This window comes from Pseudomonas entomophila (genome assembly GCF_018417595.1).
Classification (GTDB): domain Bacteria; phylum Pseudomonadota; class Gammaproteobacteria; order Pseudomonadales; family Pseudomonadaceae; genus Aquipseudomonas; species Aquipseudomonas entomophila_C.
In genome coordinates this window covers 2,542,329-2,557,411 of sequence record NZ_CP070982.1, presented here as the reverse complement: position 1 = coordinate 2,557,411, position 15,083 = coordinate 2,542,329, and the positions used below count along the sequence as shown (strand labels likewise).

The following is a 15,083-nucleotide window of genomic DNA, read 5'->3' as shown; positions in this document are numbered from 1 at the left end:
TGCAGTCGACAACCCGTCCGTGGCAGGAAATCACACCAATGAGCAACGTCACTTCAACCATCCAGAATGACTTGGCTTCATTCATACACCCCAACACCAACCTGGCGCAGCACCAGGAAATCGGCCCCCTCGTGATCGCCGGCGGCGACGGCGTGCGGGTCTTCGATGAGCAAGGCAACGCCTACATCGAGGCGATGTCGGGCCTGTGGAGCGTTGCCTTGGGCTTCAGTGAAAAGCGCCTGGTCGACGCCGCCGTCGAGCAGTTCAGGCAACTGCCCTACTACCACAGCTTCAGCCACAAGACCAACGCCCCGGCGGCGGCGCTCGCCGCCAAGCTGGCCGAGCTGGCGCCGGGCGACCTGAACCATGTTTTCTTCACCAATTCAGACTCCGAAGCCAACGACTCGGTGGTGAAGATGCTGTGGTACGTGAACAACGCGCTGGGCAAACCGCACAAGAAGAAATTCATCTCTCGCCAGCAGGCCTATCACGGTGCCACCATCGCTGCCGGGAGCCTTACCGGCATCCCCTCGATTCATCGCGACTTCGACCTGCCGGCCATCCCTGTTCACCACCTGACGTGCCCGAACTTCTACCGGTTCGCCCGGCCAGGGGAAACGCAGGAAGCCTTTTCGGCCCGCCTGGCGAACGAACTGGAGCGCTACATCCTCGCCGAAGGGCCGGAAAGCATTGCCGCCTTCGTCGGCGAACCGGTGATCGCAGCGGGCGGCGTGATCCCTCCTCCCACTGGCTACTGGGCGGCGATCCAGGCAGTGTGCAGGCGCTACGACATTCTTGTGGTGATCGACGAGATCGTCACCGGTTTTGGCAGGCTGGGCACGATGTTCGGGGCTCAGCTGTACGACATCCAGCCCGACATCATGGTGCTCTCCAAGCAGCCCACCTCTTCCTACCAGCCGCTGGCGGCCGTGGTGGTGTCCGATGCCATCAACGATGTACTGGTGAGCCAGAGCCAGCGCCTGGGGGCATTCGCCCATGGCCTGACCTGCACGGGCCACCCCGTCGCCACCGCGATTGCGCTGGAAAACATCCGCATCATCGAAGAGCGCGACCTGGTTGGCCATGTCCAGCGCCTAGCCCCCATGTTCCAGCGCCACCTGCGCGCGTTCGAAGACCACCCGCTGGTCGGCAACGTCCGAGGCGTCGGGCTGATGGGCGGGATCGAACTGGTTGCGAACAAGGCCACCGGCCAACCGTTCGCCCAGCAAGGTGCACTGGGTGGCTACGTGTTCAAACAGGCCCACAAGCATGGGCTGATCATTCGCGCCCTCTACGACACGATCGCGTTCTGCCCGCCGTTGATTACCACGCAGGGCGACATCGAAGCGATCTTCAGCGCCTTCGAGCGCACGTTGGCTGACGCAACAGACTGGGCCCGATCGCAGAACCTGCGGTGAGCAAAGGCTCTCCCGTGGGGCCTCACATAAAACAACAATCAAGAGGCTTTGAACGTGCGCGAACAAAATGATGAAAGTTTCGAGTTTGATGTGTCCGTGGTCGGGCTCGGTGCGATGGGAACGCTCATGGCACACGCGTTGCTCAAGCAAGGCAAACGCGTGGCGATCTGGAATCGATCACCCGGCAAGGCTGCGTCGCTCGTCGCCGCTGGCGCTCACCTGTGCGACAGCGTTGAAACCGCGCTGGTTGCAAGCCCGGCCACGATCTTCGTGCTCCTGGACAACCACGCGACCCACGAGGTGCTCGGGATGCCAGGTGTGATGCATGCACTGGCCAACCGTACGATCGTCGATTACACCACCAACGCCCAGGACGAGGGACCGGCGCTTCAGGGCCTCGTCAATCGGGCGGGCGGCCATTACGTCAAAGGGATGATCGTGGCCTACCCGCGCAACGTCGGCCATCGCGAAAGCCACAGTATTCATACCGGCGATCTTGAGGCCTTCGAGCAGCACCGGTCGCTGCTTGAAGGGCTCGCCGGCCATACGGTGTTCCTTCCCTGGGGCGAAGCATTGGCCTTCGCGAGCGTGCTCCACGCCCATGCGTTTGCCGTGATGGTTGCGTTCTTCGAGGCAGTGGGTGCGAGCGAACGGTTTGGCCTGTCGGTTTCGAGGACAGCCAGGCTCCTGCTCGACACGTCACGCTTTTTCGTCGCCGACGCACTCGAGGAAGCGGCACGCCGGCTCGAAGCGCAGGATTTCGCAGGCGACCAGGCGAGGCTCGATGTACATGTAGATGCCTTCGCGCACATTGCCCAATCCCTGCATGCACAGGGGGCCTGGACGCCAGTGTTCGACGCGGTATGCCAAGTCGCGCAGCGCGCGGCATCAATGGGCTATGGCGACCAGGACATTGCAGTCATCACCCAGTCATTCGCCCACGACAAAGCGCCTGGGCACTAACCGCGTGATACTGGCCTTTCGGATCGAACCTGAAGACAACAACAATAAAAATCGCTGGAGGATCATATGCGCCGATTTGGTTTTCTACTGGCCGTGTTGACGCTGGCCGTTTTCCTGAGTGCCATGCTTGCCCCCAGGCCTTCTCTCGTCAACCGAGCGGCGGCGCAGCACATGGGGCATCCGATCACCAACATCGGCGAGATTTTCAGGGGATATTAACGAGGTATCACCTGGCCGCTGGCACGCATCCGCCAGCGGCCGCAGGTAATCAATGATCGACCGCACCGCTGGCGCCAAGGCCGGTCTGGCCCCTTACGAACTGGTCGGCGAACGCCGCCCTTTCTGCCTTGGCTCGCGCAGTCCGGTCTAGCCGGGAAACGCCATACGCCACCGCAAACGCCAGCGGCATGGAGAACAGCGCAGGCTGGGTATAGGGGAACAGCGGCTCGGCAAAGTGCAACACATCCACCCACACGAGCTTGGAAAGCACCACGAAGCCCATGGCGCTGATCAACCCCACGTAGCCACCGGCCAACGCGCCGCGCGTGGTCAACCCCGACCAGAACATCGACAGGAACAGCACCGGGAAGTTGGCCGACGCTGCGATGCCGAACGCCAGCGCGACCATGAAGGCCACGTTGATGTTTTCGAACACGATGCCCAGAGCTATCGCCACCAACCCAAGCCCGAGGGTGGCCAGCTTGGTCACCCGCAGCTCCTGCGACTCGCTGGCTGCGCCCTTCATGATCACCCGCGCATAGAGATCATGGGCGATGGCGGAAGCACCCGCAAGCGCCAGGCCTGACACCACGGCCAGGATGGTGGCGAAGGTCACGGCAGACAAAAAGCCCAGCAGCAGGTTGCCGCCTACCGCCTTGGCCAGGTGCATGACCACCATGTTGCCCCCGCCCAGCAGCTTGCCACCCACCAGCCCGCCTTCGAAAAACTGAGGCTGCTGGCTGACGATCACGATCGACGCCAGGCCCAGCAGGAAAATGACATTGAAAAAGTAGCCGATGAATCCGGTGGCATAGAGCACCGACTTGCGCGCCTCACGGGCATCGCTCACGGTGAAGAAGCGCATCAGGATATGCGGCAGCCCGGCAGTGCCGAACACCAGCCCCAGGCTCAGCGACAGCGCGGTCAATGGGTCGGCCAGCAGGCTGCCGGGCGCCAGCAGGCGCTCGCCCAGGGTATGGGTGTCCATGGCCTGGGTGACCAGCGTGTCATAGCTGAAGTCGAACTCGCGCAGCGCCAGGAACAGCACCAGCGTACCGCCTACCAGTAGCAGGAACGCCTTGATGATCTGCACCCAGGTAGTTGCCACCATGCCGCCAAAGGTGACATACAGCATCATCAGCGCGCCAACGATCACCAGGGCGATGTGGTAGTCCAGGCCGAACAGCAGCCTGATCAGCTGCCCGGCCCCGACCATCTGCGCCACCAGGTAGAAGCACACCACGGTCAGCGAGCCGATGGCGGCCATGGTGCGCACCTTGCCTTGGTCGAGGCGGTACGAGGTGATGTCGGCGAAAGTGAAGCGGCCCAGGTTGCGCAACCGCTCGGTCATCAACAGCAGCAACACCGGCCAGCCCGCGAAGAAGGCGATGAGGTAGATGTAGCCGTCCATGCCGGAGGTGTAGATGAGCGCGGTGATCCCCAGCAACGTCGAGGCGGACATGTAGTCACCGGCCAACGCCAGGCCGTTCTGCCAGCCCAGGATGCCGCCACCGGCGCTGTAGAAGTCCGCCGTCGAGCGGGTGCGCCGCGCTGCCCACCAGGTGATGCACAAAGTGAAGAGCACGAACACCATGAACATGCCGATGGCATGCAGGTTCAGCGGCTGACGTTGACCCGCGTCGAGCGCAGGCGATGCCAACAGCAGGCCGGAGTGCAGCAACAAAGCCAGAGGCAGTAGTGTCTTCATGCGCCCTGCTCCTCTTCCAACCCGGCAACCAACGCCTGCGTCAAGCGGTCGAACTCGCCATTGGCCCGGTACACATAGAACGCCGACAGCGCACAGAAGAACACGAACAGGAAACCGCCGGCCGCGACGCCGAAGGTCATGTTCGACCCCTCGGCCAGGCGCCTGGCGATCAGCTCGGGCCAAAACGATACCAACGCGATGTAGCCATAGAACGTGGTCAGGATCAGCACGAACAGGCTCAGGGTAAAACGGTTTCTGCGCGTCACCAGTTGCTGGAACCGGGCACTGGCGCGAACACGCGCGTATAACAGGCTGGACATGGGACACCTCGATCAATGTACTTGTTGTTATGGGGTGTGCAGGTGTTGCCGCTCGATCATGGCTCGGCGTCGGCGGTCTGCGCCTCCTGTTGCCGGGCCCACTCGCGCAGGACGAACTTCTGGATCTTGCCGGTGGCGGTCTTGGGCAGCTCCGTGAGCGACACATGTCGCGGCGCCTTGAAATGCGCCAGCCGCTCACGGCACCAGCGGATCAGGTCCGCTTCGGTGACCGTGGCCAGCGCATCTGGGCGCAGGGTGACGAACGCATGAGGGGTCTCGCCCCAGCGCGAATCCGGGCGCGCCACCACTGCGGCCTCGACCACATCAGGGTGCTGGTAGAGCACTTCTTCGATCTCCAGCGAGCTGATGTTCTCGCCGCCGGAAATGATGATGTCCTTGGCCCGGTCCTTGATTTCCACGTAGCCATCCGGGTGCAGCACGGCCAGGTCGCCCGTGTGCAGCCAGCCGTTGGCCAATGCGGCCCGGGTGGCCTCTGGGTTGTGCAGGTAGCCTTTCATCACGGTGTTGCCGCGCACCACCAGCTCGCCAAGGGTAAGGCCGTCGGCTGGAACCGGGCGGCCGGTATCGGTATCCAGCACCGTGGCCTCCTCGAGCATCGGGTGGGCGACACCCTGGCGGCTCATGAACTGCGCCCGGGCCTCAAGTGGCAACTCGTCGACCCCCGGCTGCCACAGGCACAATGTGCTGGGGCCGTAGCTTTCGGTCATGCCATAGGCATGGGTGATGTTGAAGCCACGCGCCTCCATCGCCGCGATGACCGCACTGGGCGGGGCAGCACCGCCAGTGATCACCGATACCGGCACCGGAGGGACACTGGCATGCTCGGCGTGGATCAGCATCGACATCACCACCGGGGCGGCGCTCAGGTGAGTCACGGCATGCTCGGCGATGGCGGCGTTGATCGCATCAGGCTGGACCTTGCGCAGACACACGTGGGTGCCACCGGACAACGTCACCGCCCAGGTATGGCTCCAGCCGTTGCAGTGGAACATCGGCAAGGTCCACAGGTAGACGCTGCGCGGCCCCAACTGGAAGATCAGCGCCCCAGCGCAGGCGTTTAGGTAGGCTCCGCGGTGATGCAGCACCACGCCCTTGGGGTTCCCCGTGGTGCCGGAGGTGTAGTTGATGGCGATCGACTGCCATTCGTTCTGTGGCGCACTCAAGGGTCGCGCGGGGTCGCCCTGGGCCAGGAACGCTTCGTAGTCCAGGTCGAGGGCCAGGTCGGCGCGCTCGGCCTGATCATCGTCGATGCCCACCAGCAAAGGCGGCGCATCGAGCATGGCCAGCGCCTGACTGGCCACGGCACCGAACTCGCGATCGCAGATCAATACCTTGGCCGCGCAGTGACGCAGAATGAAGGCAATGCTGCGCACCTCCAGGCGGATGTTGATGCACACCAGCACCGCCCCGGCACCGGGCACGCCATAGTGGGCCTCGAGCATTTCCGGGATATTCGGCGCCAATATCGCCACCCGCTCGCCCGGCTGAACACCGACCCGCTCCAAGGCACTGGCCAGGGCGCGGCTGCGCTCATGCAATTGACGGTAGCTGTAGCGCCTTGCGCCATAAACCACCGCATCGCGCTGCGGGTACACCTGGGCGGCACGCTTGAGGAACGACAGCGGGGACAGCGGGACATGGTTGGCTTCGTTGGGAGCAAGCTCATGTTCGAGGGTTGGAACCATCATGGCAGGCACCTCATCGACACATTGCTCAGATTTTGCACGCACACACCTATCTCCTGTTCTTGTTGTTATTGCGCCAGGGCGCGTTACAGGCTGCTGCACAGATGGCCGCCATCGACCACGATCTCAGCGCCGCTCATCGCCCGCCCAGCATCGCTGGCGAGCAGCAGCAAGGCGCCGTCCAGGTCCGACGGCACGCTGAAGCGTCGGCTGGGGATACGCGAACGCAACTTGTCACCGGCCTCGCTGGCCAGGAAGGCCTCGTTCAAATCAGTCATCACGTAGCCGGGCGCTAGGGCATTCACCCGGATGCCATGGCGCGCCAACTCCAGCGCCATGGCGCGGGTCAGGTGGGCCAAGCCGGCCTTGGCCGCCAGGTAAGGGCCGACGGCACCGGCCACACGGCAGGCGAGGATCGAGGTGACATTAATCAAGCTGCCCCCCTTCCCCGCCACCACCATGCGCCGGGCGCTTTCCTGGGCCACGGCCCAGGCGCCCTTGAGGTTGGTGTCGAGCACGTGGTCCCAGGTTTGATCATCGCAGGCCAGCAAAGGCTGGCTGTCGCTCACCCCCGCATTGTTGACCAGGACATCCAGTGGGCCGGCGGCATCGAGCACCCGGCAGATGTCCTCACGGCTGGTCACATCGAGGGCAAAGGCCCGCGCCCGCCCTCCAGCCACCTCGATGGCCTCCACCAACGCCCGCAGCGGCGCCTGGCGCCTGGAGGTCACCACCACCTCGGCGCCTGCAGCGGCCAGGGTCATAGCGAAGTGACGGCCCAGGCCGCTGGAGGCCCCGGTCACCAGGGCGCGACGCCCGTCAAGGGCGAACAGTCGGACAAGGTTCGGCTGCATCAGTGGACCTCCAGGCGCTGGTCGAGCAGCTTCTTCGCCAGGCTCATGCGGTGCACTTCGCTCGGACCGTCATAGATGCGGAACGGGCGAATGTCGCGGAAGATCCGCTCCACCACGGTGTCCCCGGTCACCCCGCGGCCACCCAATACCTGGACGCAACGATCGACCACCCGCCACAGCGCCTCGGCGCTGATCACCTTGGCCATGCTCGAATCGACATTGGCGCGCCGGCCCTGGTCGAGCACCCAGGCGCAGTGCCAGACCGCCAGTCGCACCACGTGCAGGTCCATCATGTTGTCGGCGAGCATGAAGCCCACGCCCTGGTGCTCGCCCAGCGGCTTGCCGAAGGCGTCACGGGTGCGCGCATAGTCGCAGGCGATGTCGTGGGCGCGGCGCGCGGCACCGAGCCAACGCATGCAATGAGTCAAGCGTGCGGGCGCCAGGCGCACCTGGGCATAACGGAAGCCCTTGCCGATCTCGCCGAGGACATCGCTCGCCGGGATACGCAGGTTGTCGAAACGCAGCTGCCCGTGACCGCCGGTAAAACAGCTGTCCAGCGAGTCCAGCTGACGTTCATGGATGATGCCGTCGCGCTTCATGTCGGTCAGGAACATGGTCGCCGTGCCATCCTCCATGCGCGCCATGATGATGCCGAAGTCGGCGCCTTCGGCCCCGGTAATCAGCCACTTACGGCCATTGATCAGGTAGTCGTCGCCATCGCGGGTGGCGGTGGTGCGCAGCATTGAGGGGTCCGAGCCGGAGCCGGGCGCGGGCTCCGTCATGGCGAAGCAGGAACGGGCATGGCCCTGGACCAGCGGGCGCAACCAGCGGTCTTTCTGCGCCTCGGTGGCGACCACGTCCATCAGGTGGATGTTGCCTTCGTCCGGCGCATGGATATTCAGCGCTACCGGGCCCAGCGGCGAGTAGCCGGCTTCTTCGAAGACGATCGCCTTGGCCACATGGCTCAGTTCCAGACCGCCCATTTCGCGGCTGGCGTGAGGCGTCAGCAAGCCAGCGGCGCGGGCGCGGGCCACCAGGTCCTGGCGCAGTGCGTCGCTGGGGCCGTGGCTGTCCTGGCGGGGGTCGTTCTCGAATGGGATGACCTGTTCGGCAATGAAGTCTCGAGTCGTGGCCTGCAAGGCGAGCAGTTCGTCCGGGAGAGTGAAGTTCATGGCTGTCCTTGTGTGTTCTTGTCTATCGGAGGAATGGGGTGGTCGATTCGGTTTCAGGGCAAGGCCTTGGGGTTGCTGATCGCCAATCGGGCAACGGTGATCTGGCGCAATGTCTCGACCAGGGTGCGCCGGGTTTGCGGGGCGTCATGGCTGCCCTGGCGAATGGCGCGAGCCAGTTGGCGGCGCAGGTCGGGCAATGTCGACGGCGCGTCATCGACCAAGGCGGCCAGACGCGCGTGTTCCTGATCCTCGGCCTGAGCACCCAAGCGGTTTTCGCGGGCCGCAATGGCCATGGCGTTCGCGATCATCAGGGCCGGGTAACGCAACTCGCCAGGCAGCGCTGGCAGCAGTTGTTCCAGAAGCGTCGCGCGGGCAATCTCGAGCAATTCGTGGGCGTTGGGTTGGGTCATGGCGCTTCGGCTCCGGTCATGTGCAGGATGTCGAGTTCGAGCTCCGGCAACAGCCGGGCTGTCAGTGCCAACTCGAGCGACGGTTCTTCACCGGACAGATGGCGCTGCCCTTGCTGCAAGGCAATCACCGCCCAGCGCAGGGTGGCCATGACTTGCCAGTAGTGGAGCTGACTGCGCTCGATGCACAGCGAGGAGACCTCGTGATAACCCCGCAGGAAGTCTTCCAGCTGGCCGATGCCACCGGCTTCGAGGTCTGGGCGGGTGAAGCGCCAGCAGCGGGCGGTGAACCAGCCGAGGTCCTCGCAAGGGTCGCCCCAGCCGGTGAACTCCCAGTCGAGCACAGCCTCCAGCCCGTCTTCGCTGGTCAGGTAGTTGCCGGTGCGGTAGTCACGGTGCAACAGGCACAGGGTGCTGCTGCGCGGCGCATGCAGCTCGCACCAGCGCAGGCCCCATTCCAGCACCGGATAGGCATCGGCGAGGGTGTCGAGGTAGCGGCGGTAGGCATCGATGGTCGCCAGGGCCGGCGAGCTGTCCGGAACGGACAGGAAGCCCAGCGTGGCGCACGGCGGGCGGACCTGATGCAGACGCGCCAGGTTGGCGCCAAGCTGCGCCGCCAGTTGCACCCGGCCCTGAGGGCCGGCGCCGGCGCTGAGCGCGCGACCGGCAGCGATACCCGGCACATACTCCATCAGGAAGAACGCCCGCCCATGCACGCGCACATCGCGGCACAGCCAGAGCGGTCGTGGCACTTTCACGCCGGCCTGGTGAACCACCTGCAGCACGGCGAACTCCTGTTCACGGTCAAGGCTGGCGGGTAGCGCTGAAAGCGCATCGCTGCGCAGTACCCAGCGCCGGGCACCGGCCCACGGGCCGCCTTCGATCAGCAGCTCCAGCAGCCAGTTTTCCTGGATGGCGCCACCGCTCAGGCGCTTGCGCGCCTGGATGACTACCCGCGTTGCCGAGGCCTGCTCGCGGATGAACTCGGCCAGGCGATGATCGTCAGTCATGGCCGCGAACGTATCGCTGGCCTGGGAAATCGTTGGTGAACTGCTCATGGGTCTGTAGGCCCTGCCTTTGGTTTCTGGGTTGGCACAAGCCCAAGAGCAAGGCCTGGGCCAACTCGTCAAGCGTCAGCCACAGGCCGCATGCAGCCTGGGTTCTGACAACTCACCGATGAGCGAAAGTCAGGCTGCTCGTTGCATATTTGCAAGCTATTGATTCATTATCGAAACATTTCAAATATGAACAGGCCCCGTGATGGATGCTCTTGCCTCCCAGGTCGTCGTGCTGATCAGCCACTTGCAGCGCCCCCAACAACGGAGCCGGCTCGCCCATGTGGTGGCCGGGCTCACGACGGACTACCCCGATACCCGTATCGAAGTCCTCGACACCTCGGTGGCTGAAGCACTGCAAACCGCCCGAGAACTGGAGCAGGCAGGCAAGGTCGATGTGTTCGTCTGCGCCGGGGCGACCGCCGCCTACCTGCGCAAACACCTGACACGCCCGGTATTGGCGATGCGCGTGGGCAGTGGCGACCTGCTACGGGCATTGGGGCAGGCCCGCGAACGCTCCTCCCAGGTGGCCGTGCTCAGCTACAACCACATCAACCACGACCTGCAAGCCATGGCCGCGCTCTTCACCGTCCAGGTTCACCAGGCCGCCTACACCTCCCTGGAAGAGGCGCGCCAGGCCGTCGAACAGGCGGCCCAGCTAGGCTGTCGCAGCATCATCGGCTCGTCGACGGTGGTGGAGCTGGCGGAGCAGGCAGGGCTGCATGGCGTGCTGTCGCTGAGCGAAGAAACCGCGCGCAAAGCGCTGGAGGAAGCCCTGGGCATTCTCGACACTCAACGCGTCGAGATCGCCAAACGGCGGCATCTGAATGCCGTGCTGCGGCATATCCCCGACGGCGTTGCAGCGGTCGACAACCAAGGCGTGGTGCAGTCGCTCAACCCGGCCCTTGCGCAGCTGCTGGACCTGCCGGTTAGCGCAGCGTTGGGCCGGCCGCTGCAGCAGCTGTGCCCGGAACTGGACATGCAGCAGGCGCTGCAGGAAGTCACGGGTGAAGAAAATCGCGTGATGCGGCTCGGCTCGCACGTCGTGGTGAGCAATTTACTGCCTATCCTGGAGAACGGCGAACGTACCGGCCTGGTCCTGACCTGCCAGGACATCACTGTTGTGCAACGTGCCGACCAGCGCATCCGATCCACCCGCCGCCCCGGTGCTTTCACTGCCCGTTACCGGCTCGACCAGCTCAACGGCAACAGCAAGGCCAACCGCGAGATGCTGCAGTTGGCCAAGCGTTTTGCCACCAGCCATTCGACCATCCTGATTACCGGTGAAAGCGGCACCGGCAAGGAATTGCTCGCCCAGGGAATCCATAACGAAAGCCCGCGCCGGCAAGGCCCCTTTGTCGCCATCAACTGCGCGGCGTTTCCCGAGTCGTTGCTGGAAAGTGAATTGTTCGGCTATGAGGAAGGCGCCTTCAGCGGCTCGCGCAAAGGTGGCAAGCAAGGCCTGTTCGAAGCGGCACACCGCGGCACGCTGTTCCTCGACGAGATCGGCGACATGCCGGTTTCGCTGCAAACACGCCTGCTGCGCGTGCTGCAAGAGCGCGAAGTCCTACGCCTGGGCAGCACCGAACCGATTGCCATCGACGTGCGCATCATTGCCGCCACCCACCAGGACCTGCGCAGCGCCATGGACGATGGCGATTTCCGTACCGACCTGTATTTCCGGCTCAACATCCTGCGTCTGCAGACCACCCCGCTGCGAGAGCGCCCTGAGGACATTGCCCTGATCTGCCGGGGCATCAGCCAGCGCCTGCTCGTTCAGGGGCAACCACCGGGAGCTGCAGACATCCCCGCCGCACTGCTGCCGTACCTTGAACGCTATGCCTGGCCGGGCAATGTCCGGGAACTGGAGAATGTGATCGAGCGCGCGATGCTCTCGGCACGCGAACTGCTTGAAGAACACCGCGTGAACGAGCAGTACCTGGCACGCGTGCTACCTGAACTTTGCGAAGGCCCTCCCCCTTCACCCGCCCGGAAAAAGTCGTCAGGCGAAACGGACCTGCACACCATCGGCAAGGTCGCGCAACTACGCTATGTAAAGGAAACGTTGGAAAGCTGCCACGGCAACCTCGACGAAGCCGCCCGCCGTCTCGGCATCAGCCGCACAACCTTGTGGCGGCGCTTGCGATCTGCCAACTGAATGAAAGCCCCAACCCCATGTTCAACCCATGACGTCTGGTTGGACAGTCTCAAGGCCCGATACCGTCTAATCATCCGCCAACTTGAATGGCTCGACGTACATCGCCGGGTTGCTAGCGACTTTGTTGTGGGGGGCGCTCAACCTGTTTAGTTAACTGGAGATACTCATTCTGCGAGCGCTTCGCCCTATATCAGATCCGGCGACTATGCGCGGTGTGCTGTATCGTCCGGCATTCTTGCTCAGTCACCTGAGGACCATGCTGATGCAGTCGGAGCAGTCGGAGTAGGACAGTATGGCGCCCGGAGGTGCGTTTTCGCGATGTGCATGTTCAGCCGGTCTGGACGCGACTGACCGCTTTCGACCTAGGCTGTGTGAAAACGGGCTGGAGGCAGTTAACTAAACGCAATGCACACTGGTTCCATCTCTATCTGCGCATTTTCACAAGCACCTACGAGATCTCGCACGCAGTAAAGTCTCCATCCCTTACCCGATCCCCACTTTGCCTCGACAGTTTCAAGCGAAGACTCTTCCTCCTTCGTTGCCCGAGCCCAATCATCGTGCCCGATCTCAACGATCAATTGCGCCTGGTAGACCTTTAAAAATGGAAGCAAGCGTTTCGCCTGCTCTACTTCTATAAGGACAAATTCGGCTGTATCGAGTTGCTGTTTGACATTTTCGACCAGTTCGTGAGCCTGCAATGGGAGTGCATCTAACACTGCCTCCAAGGCTGATCCCGATTTGTCGGCACTTTGGAAGGTGCCGCAGATGATGTTCCCTCCTGCCATATCCTTTTCCCTATCGTGGCTTCGAAGCCATCGTTAACGAACTGTTCGGCGCAGTATTCGACCCTGACACCCGCCTGCCGACATCGAACTTCGTAGCTGGCGCTCACATCAGGGTCCTGAAAGCGCCCCCAACGACTTACGTCATAGACCAGAACCACAGAGAACTCGGACTGACCCACGTCAACGTCTCGGAGTAGCTGCTGAAGAGCCTCCCGACCATCCAGGCTCAAGCCACTTTTCCCTGCATCGGTGTACACCCGGACGATCTCCAGCTCATGCGCTGCGGCATAAACGCGAATCGCATCCAGCTGGTTCTCAGTGGAGTACTGCTGGTGTTCCGTCGACATGCGGACGTAGGCAGCGGCTCTATTGCTGCCCTCTGCCAGGGATAGCTGTGCTCGTCTCATTTGTTGATCGATGCCCCCTCAGCGGCTTGGGGTCTACACCCAGGCCAAGCCGTAGATTGCACTACGCCTACCGGCCTTCGTCAGATGCTCCACAAACGAATATAAATAGGAGCCACAGAAAAATGATCGCGAAAATGGGCAATCCTTTTCCAATCAATGCAGAAATCTACGCCGGCGCCGTAGCCGCTGCCTTACGTACCGAATTAGGCACGTCACATCGCGCAATCAAGATGCTGCGCAATTGGACCGATGCCAGTGAACGCACCGCTAAGCACTGGCTGGCGGGCAGCCATGGTCCCAGCGGCCTTCATTTGGTTGAATTAATGCGGCATTCGGACCATGCGCTTCAGGCAGTGCTTGAATTGGCACAGCGGAACTCGTCCGTGGCAGTGGTCTGGCTTCCCGCTTTGCGCGAGCGTTTGCTTGACGTCGCGGAAATGATCGAGGCTTGCCTGGGGCCTGGCAGCCCTCAATGACAACCCTTTGCGCGGTCTCCCGGTCTCTATTGCTGTAGCCTGAATCCTCCGTGCTCAGAAGATTCCAAGCCATTTAGAGTCTGTAGATTCAACATTTGAAGAGTGCGGGATGCCCAAGGCTAAAAGGCTGGTGGCGGGACTGCGTTTCAGCTGAATGATCGCAGTTAGCCGATTGCTGTCGCTCTCCACAGGCAGCTTTGGGTCGATAACGGCCCTTCACGATCATGGATATCGTCATGCCGACCTCTTCGTTATATTAGGCCTGATAAGCCACAGGTTATCCGAACCTATTGCACCGTTGAGCGAGAAGACATTGACAGAACCGATAGCGATGCCCTCCTCCTCGCCTTTAGTGTCGGCGGAACTGGCCGCCAGCACCCGTGCCGCCGCCGACGCATTCATCGCCGCCGGTACTGCGACCAACACTGTGCGCAGCTACCAGAGCGCCCTTGCCTATTGGTCCGCCTGGCTGCAACTGCGCTACCGACGCGCACTCGGTGATGGCGCCTTGCCCCCGGAGGTGGCGGTGCAGTTCATTGTCGACCACCTTGCCCGACCCGACGGCGCGGGCGGCTGGAGCCACCTGCTGCCAGCGAATCTCGATGCCGCGCTGATCGCCGCCGGCGTCAAGGGAAAACCAGGCCCGTTGGCGTTCAGCACGGTCAGCCACCGTCTGGCTGTCCTGGCCAAGTGGCATCGCCTGCAGCAGTGGGAAAACCCGGCAGAGAGTCAGGTCGTAAAAACCCTGTTGCGTGAGGCCCGTAAGGCCCAGGCTCGCCACGGCGTCTCGGTGCGCAAGAAAACCGCCGTGGTGTTGGAACCGCTGCAAGCGATGCTTGCTACCTGTACTGACGGTATTCGCGGCCTCCGCGACCGTGCTCTGTTGCTGTTGGCGTGGAGTGGCGGCGGACGCAGGCGTTCAGAAGTGATTGGCCTGCAGGTTCAGGACCTCCGTCGCTTGGACGCAGACACTTGGCTCTACGCGTTGGGGGCGACGAAGACTGACACCGGTGGCGAGCGGCGGGAAAAGCCCCTGCAAGGGCCTGCGGCCCATGCACTGCAGGCGTGGCTGGAGGCGGCGCCCGCGCAGACCGGCCCACTGTTCCGTCGGCTGTACAGAGGCGGCCGGGTCAGTAGCACCGGTCTATCAGGCGATCAGGTGGCGCGTATCGTCAAGCGTCGAGCGCAATTGGCCGGGCTTGAAGGGGATTGGGCAGCGCACAGCCTGCGCTCGGGCTTTGTCACCGAGGCCGGGCGCCAGGGAGTGCCACTGGGAGAGGTGATGGCGATGACCGAGCACCGCAGCGTCAATACCGTGATGGGCTATTTCCAGGCCGGCACCCTGCTGGGCAGTCGTGCAACCAACCTACTTGGCCAGGCCCTCACACCTCAAGCGAACGTCAGCGCGCCTTCCGATGAATAATCGCCTCGATCA

The 15,083-nt window shown here is 63.1% G+C and carries 14 protein-coding genes and 1 pseudogene; 6 read left to right on the top strand and 9 right to left on the bottom strand.

The annotated features are described in order from the left end of the window. The first annotated feature begins 38 nt into the window (after positions 1-38). From JYG34_RS11525 to JYG34_RS11515, 3 genes are all read left to right on the top strand, one after another. Positions 39-1,418 (top strand): aspartate aminotransferase family protein, encoded by a 1,380-nt coding sequence (locus JYG34_RS11525; protein ID WP_213660798.1) that lies wholly within the window; start codon positions 39-41, stop codon positions 1,416-1,418. 54 nt (positions 1,419-1,472) lie between these two features. Beyond that, positions 1,473-2,381, top strand: a complete 909-nt coding sequence (locus JYG34_RS11520) for an NAD(P)-dependent oxidoreductase (protein ID WP_213660797.1) — start codon at positions 1,473-1,475, stop codon at positions 2,379-2,381. 66 nt (positions 2,382-2,447) lie between these two features. Then, on the top strand, positions 2,448-2,600 hold the full coding sequence (locus JYG34_RS11515) for a hypothetical protein (protein WP_213660796.1): 153 nt from the start codon (positions 2,448-2,450) through the stop codon (positions 2,598-2,600). 49 nt (positions 2,601-2,649) lie between these two features. Here the strand turns inward: JYG34_RS11515 and JYG34_RS11510 are convergent, their stop codons facing one another. From JYG34_RS11510 to JYG34_RS11480, 7 genes are all read right to left on the bottom strand, one after another. Then, complete coding sequence (locus JYG34_RS11510; RefSeq protein WP_213660795.1) at positions 2,650-4,308, bottom strand: cation acetate symporter; 1,659 nt, start codon at positions 4,306-4,308, stop codon at positions 2,650-2,652. Then, positions 4,305-4,628: a DUF485 domain-containing protein gene (locus tag JYG34_RS11505; RefSeq protein ID WP_213660794.1), complete on the bottom strand. Its 324-nt coding sequence runs from the start codon at positions 4,626-4,628 to the stop codon at positions 4,305-4,307. Before JYG34_RS11505 ends, JYG34_RS11510 begins: the two co-directional genes overlap by 4 nt. A gap of 56 nt (positions 4,629-4,684) precedes the next feature. Then, complete coding sequence (locus JYG34_RS11500; protein ID WP_409264239.1) at positions 4,685-6,334, bottom strand: acyl-CoA synthetase; 1,650 nt, start codon at positions 6,332-6,334, stop codon at positions 4,685-4,687. Between the two features lie 86 nt (positions 6,335-6,420). Further along, positions 6,421-7,188, bottom strand: coding sequence for an SDR family NAD(P)-dependent oxidoreductase (locus tag JYG34_RS11495; protein WP_192440023.1), 768 nt, complete (start codon positions 7,186-7,188; stop codon positions 6,421-6,423). Further along, positions 7,188-8,360: an acyl-CoA dehydrogenase family protein gene (locus JYG34_RS11490; RefSeq protein WP_213660793.1), complete on the bottom strand. Its 1,173-nt coding sequence runs from the start codon at positions 8,358-8,360 to the stop codon at positions 7,188-7,190. Before JYG34_RS11490 ends, JYG34_RS11495 begins: the two co-directional genes overlap by 1 nt. A 53-nt stretch (positions 8,361-8,413) precedes the next feature. Then, the gene (gene lvaB, locus JYG34_RS11485) at positions 8,414-8,770 is read right to left on the bottom strand and encodes a 4-hydroxypentanoyl-CoA kinase subunit LvaB (protein WP_213660792.1); all 357 of its coding nucleotides are present in this window, start codon (positions 8,768-8,770) and stop codon (positions 8,414-8,416) included. After that, positions 8,767-9,825, bottom strand: a complete 1,059-nt coding sequence (locus JYG34_RS11480; protein WP_213660791.1) for a phosphotransferase family protein — start codon at positions 9,823-9,825, stop codon at positions 8,767-8,769. Before JYG34_RS11480 ends, lvaB begins: the two co-directional genes overlap by 4 nt. A gap of 202 nt (positions 9,826-10,027) precedes the next feature. On the opposite strand from JYG34_RS11480, the gene prpR reads away from it, so the two are divergent. Further along, the gene (gene prpR / locus JYG34_RS11475) at positions 10,028-11,980 is read left to right on the top strand and encodes a propionate catabolism operon regulatory protein PrpR (protein ID WP_213660790.1); all 1,953 of its coding nucleotides are present in this window, start codon (positions 10,028-10,030) and stop codon (positions 11,978-11,980) included. A gap of 392 nt (positions 11,981-12,372) precedes the next feature. Here prpR and JYG34_RS11470 read toward each other — a convergent pair whose 3' ends face one another. Both JYG34_RS11470 and JYG34_RS11465 read right to left on the bottom strand, forming a co-directional pair. Next, complete coding sequence (locus tag JYG34_RS11470; protein WP_186711847.1) at positions 12,373-12,765, bottom strand: hypothetical protein; 393 nt, start codon at positions 12,763-12,765, stop codon at positions 12,373-12,375. Between the two features lie 26 nt (positions 12,766-12,791). Next, positions 12,792-13,112 (bottom strand): annotated as a pseudogene (locus tag JYG34_RS11465) (recombinase family protein); the annotation flags it as partial. A gap of 182 nt (positions 13,113-13,294) precedes the next feature. Between JYG34_RS11465 and JYG34_RS11460 the strand changes: the two are divergent. Further along, positions 13,295-13,648, top strand: coding sequence for a hypothetical protein (locus JYG34_RS11460; RefSeq protein WP_213660789.1), 354 nt, complete (start codon positions 13,295-13,297; stop codon positions 13,646-13,648). Between the two features lie 331 nt (positions 13,649-13,979). Next, entirely contained in the window at positions 13,980-15,071 is a 1,092-nt protein-coding gene (locus JYG34_RS11455) for a site-specific integrase (protein ID WP_213660788.1), read from the top strand. The last annotated feature ends 12 nt before the right edge of the window (positions 15,072-15,083 follow it).

Bases quoted from the DNA above. Each gene is read 5' to 3' on its own strand.
- JYG34_RS11525 (WP_213660798.1), top strand. From the start codon at position 39: ATGAGCAACGTCACTTCAACCATCCAGAATGACTTGGCTTCATTCATA.
- JYG34_RS11515 (WP_213660796.1), top strand. From the start codon at position 2,448: ATGCGCCGATTTGGTTTTCTACTGGCCGTGTTGACGCTGGCCGTTTTC.
- JYG34_RS11510 (WP_213660795.1), bottom strand. From the start codon at position 4,308: ATGAAGACACTACTGCCTCTGGCTTTGTTGCTGCACTCCGGCCTGCTG.
- JYG34_RS11505 (WP_213660794.1), bottom strand. From the start codon at position 4,628: ATGTCCAGCCTGTTATACGCGCGTGTTCGCGCCAGTGCCCGGTTCCAG.
- JYG34_RS11500 (WP_409264239.1), bottom strand. From the start codon at position 6,334: ATGGTTCCAACCCTCGAACATGAGCTTGCTCCCAACGAAGCCAACCAT.
- JYG34_RS11495 (WP_192440023.1), bottom strand. From the start codon at position 7,188: ATGCAGCCGAACCTTGTCCGACTGTTCGCCCTTGACGGGCGTCGCGCC.
- JYG34_RS11490 (WP_213660793.1), bottom strand. From the start codon at position 8,360: ATGAACTTCACTCTCCCGGACGAACTGCTCGCCTTGCAGGCCACGACT.
- lvaB (WP_213660792.1), bottom strand. From the start codon at position 8,770: ATGACCCAACCCAACGCCCACGAATTGCTCGAGATTGCCCGCGCGACG.
- JYG34_RS11480 (WP_213660791.1), bottom strand. From the start codon at position 9,825: ATGAGCAGTTCACCAACGATTTCCCAGGCCAGCGATACGTTCGCGGCC.
- prpR (WP_213660790.1), top strand. From the start codon at position 10,028: ATGGATGCTCTTGCCTCCCAGGTCGTCGTGCTGATCAGCCACTTGCAG.
- JYG34_RS11470 (WP_186711847.1), bottom strand. From the start codon at position 12,765: ATGGCAGGAGGGAACATCATCTGCGGCACCTTCCAAAGTGCCGACAAA.
- JYG34_RS11460 (WP_213660789.1), top strand. From the start codon at position 13,295: ATGATCGCGAAAATGGGCAATCCTTTTCCAATCAATGCAGAAATCTAC.
- JYG34_RS11455 (WP_213660788.1), top strand. From the start codon at position 13,980: ATGCCCTCCTCCTCGCCTTTAGTGTCGGCGGAACTGGCCGCCAGCACC.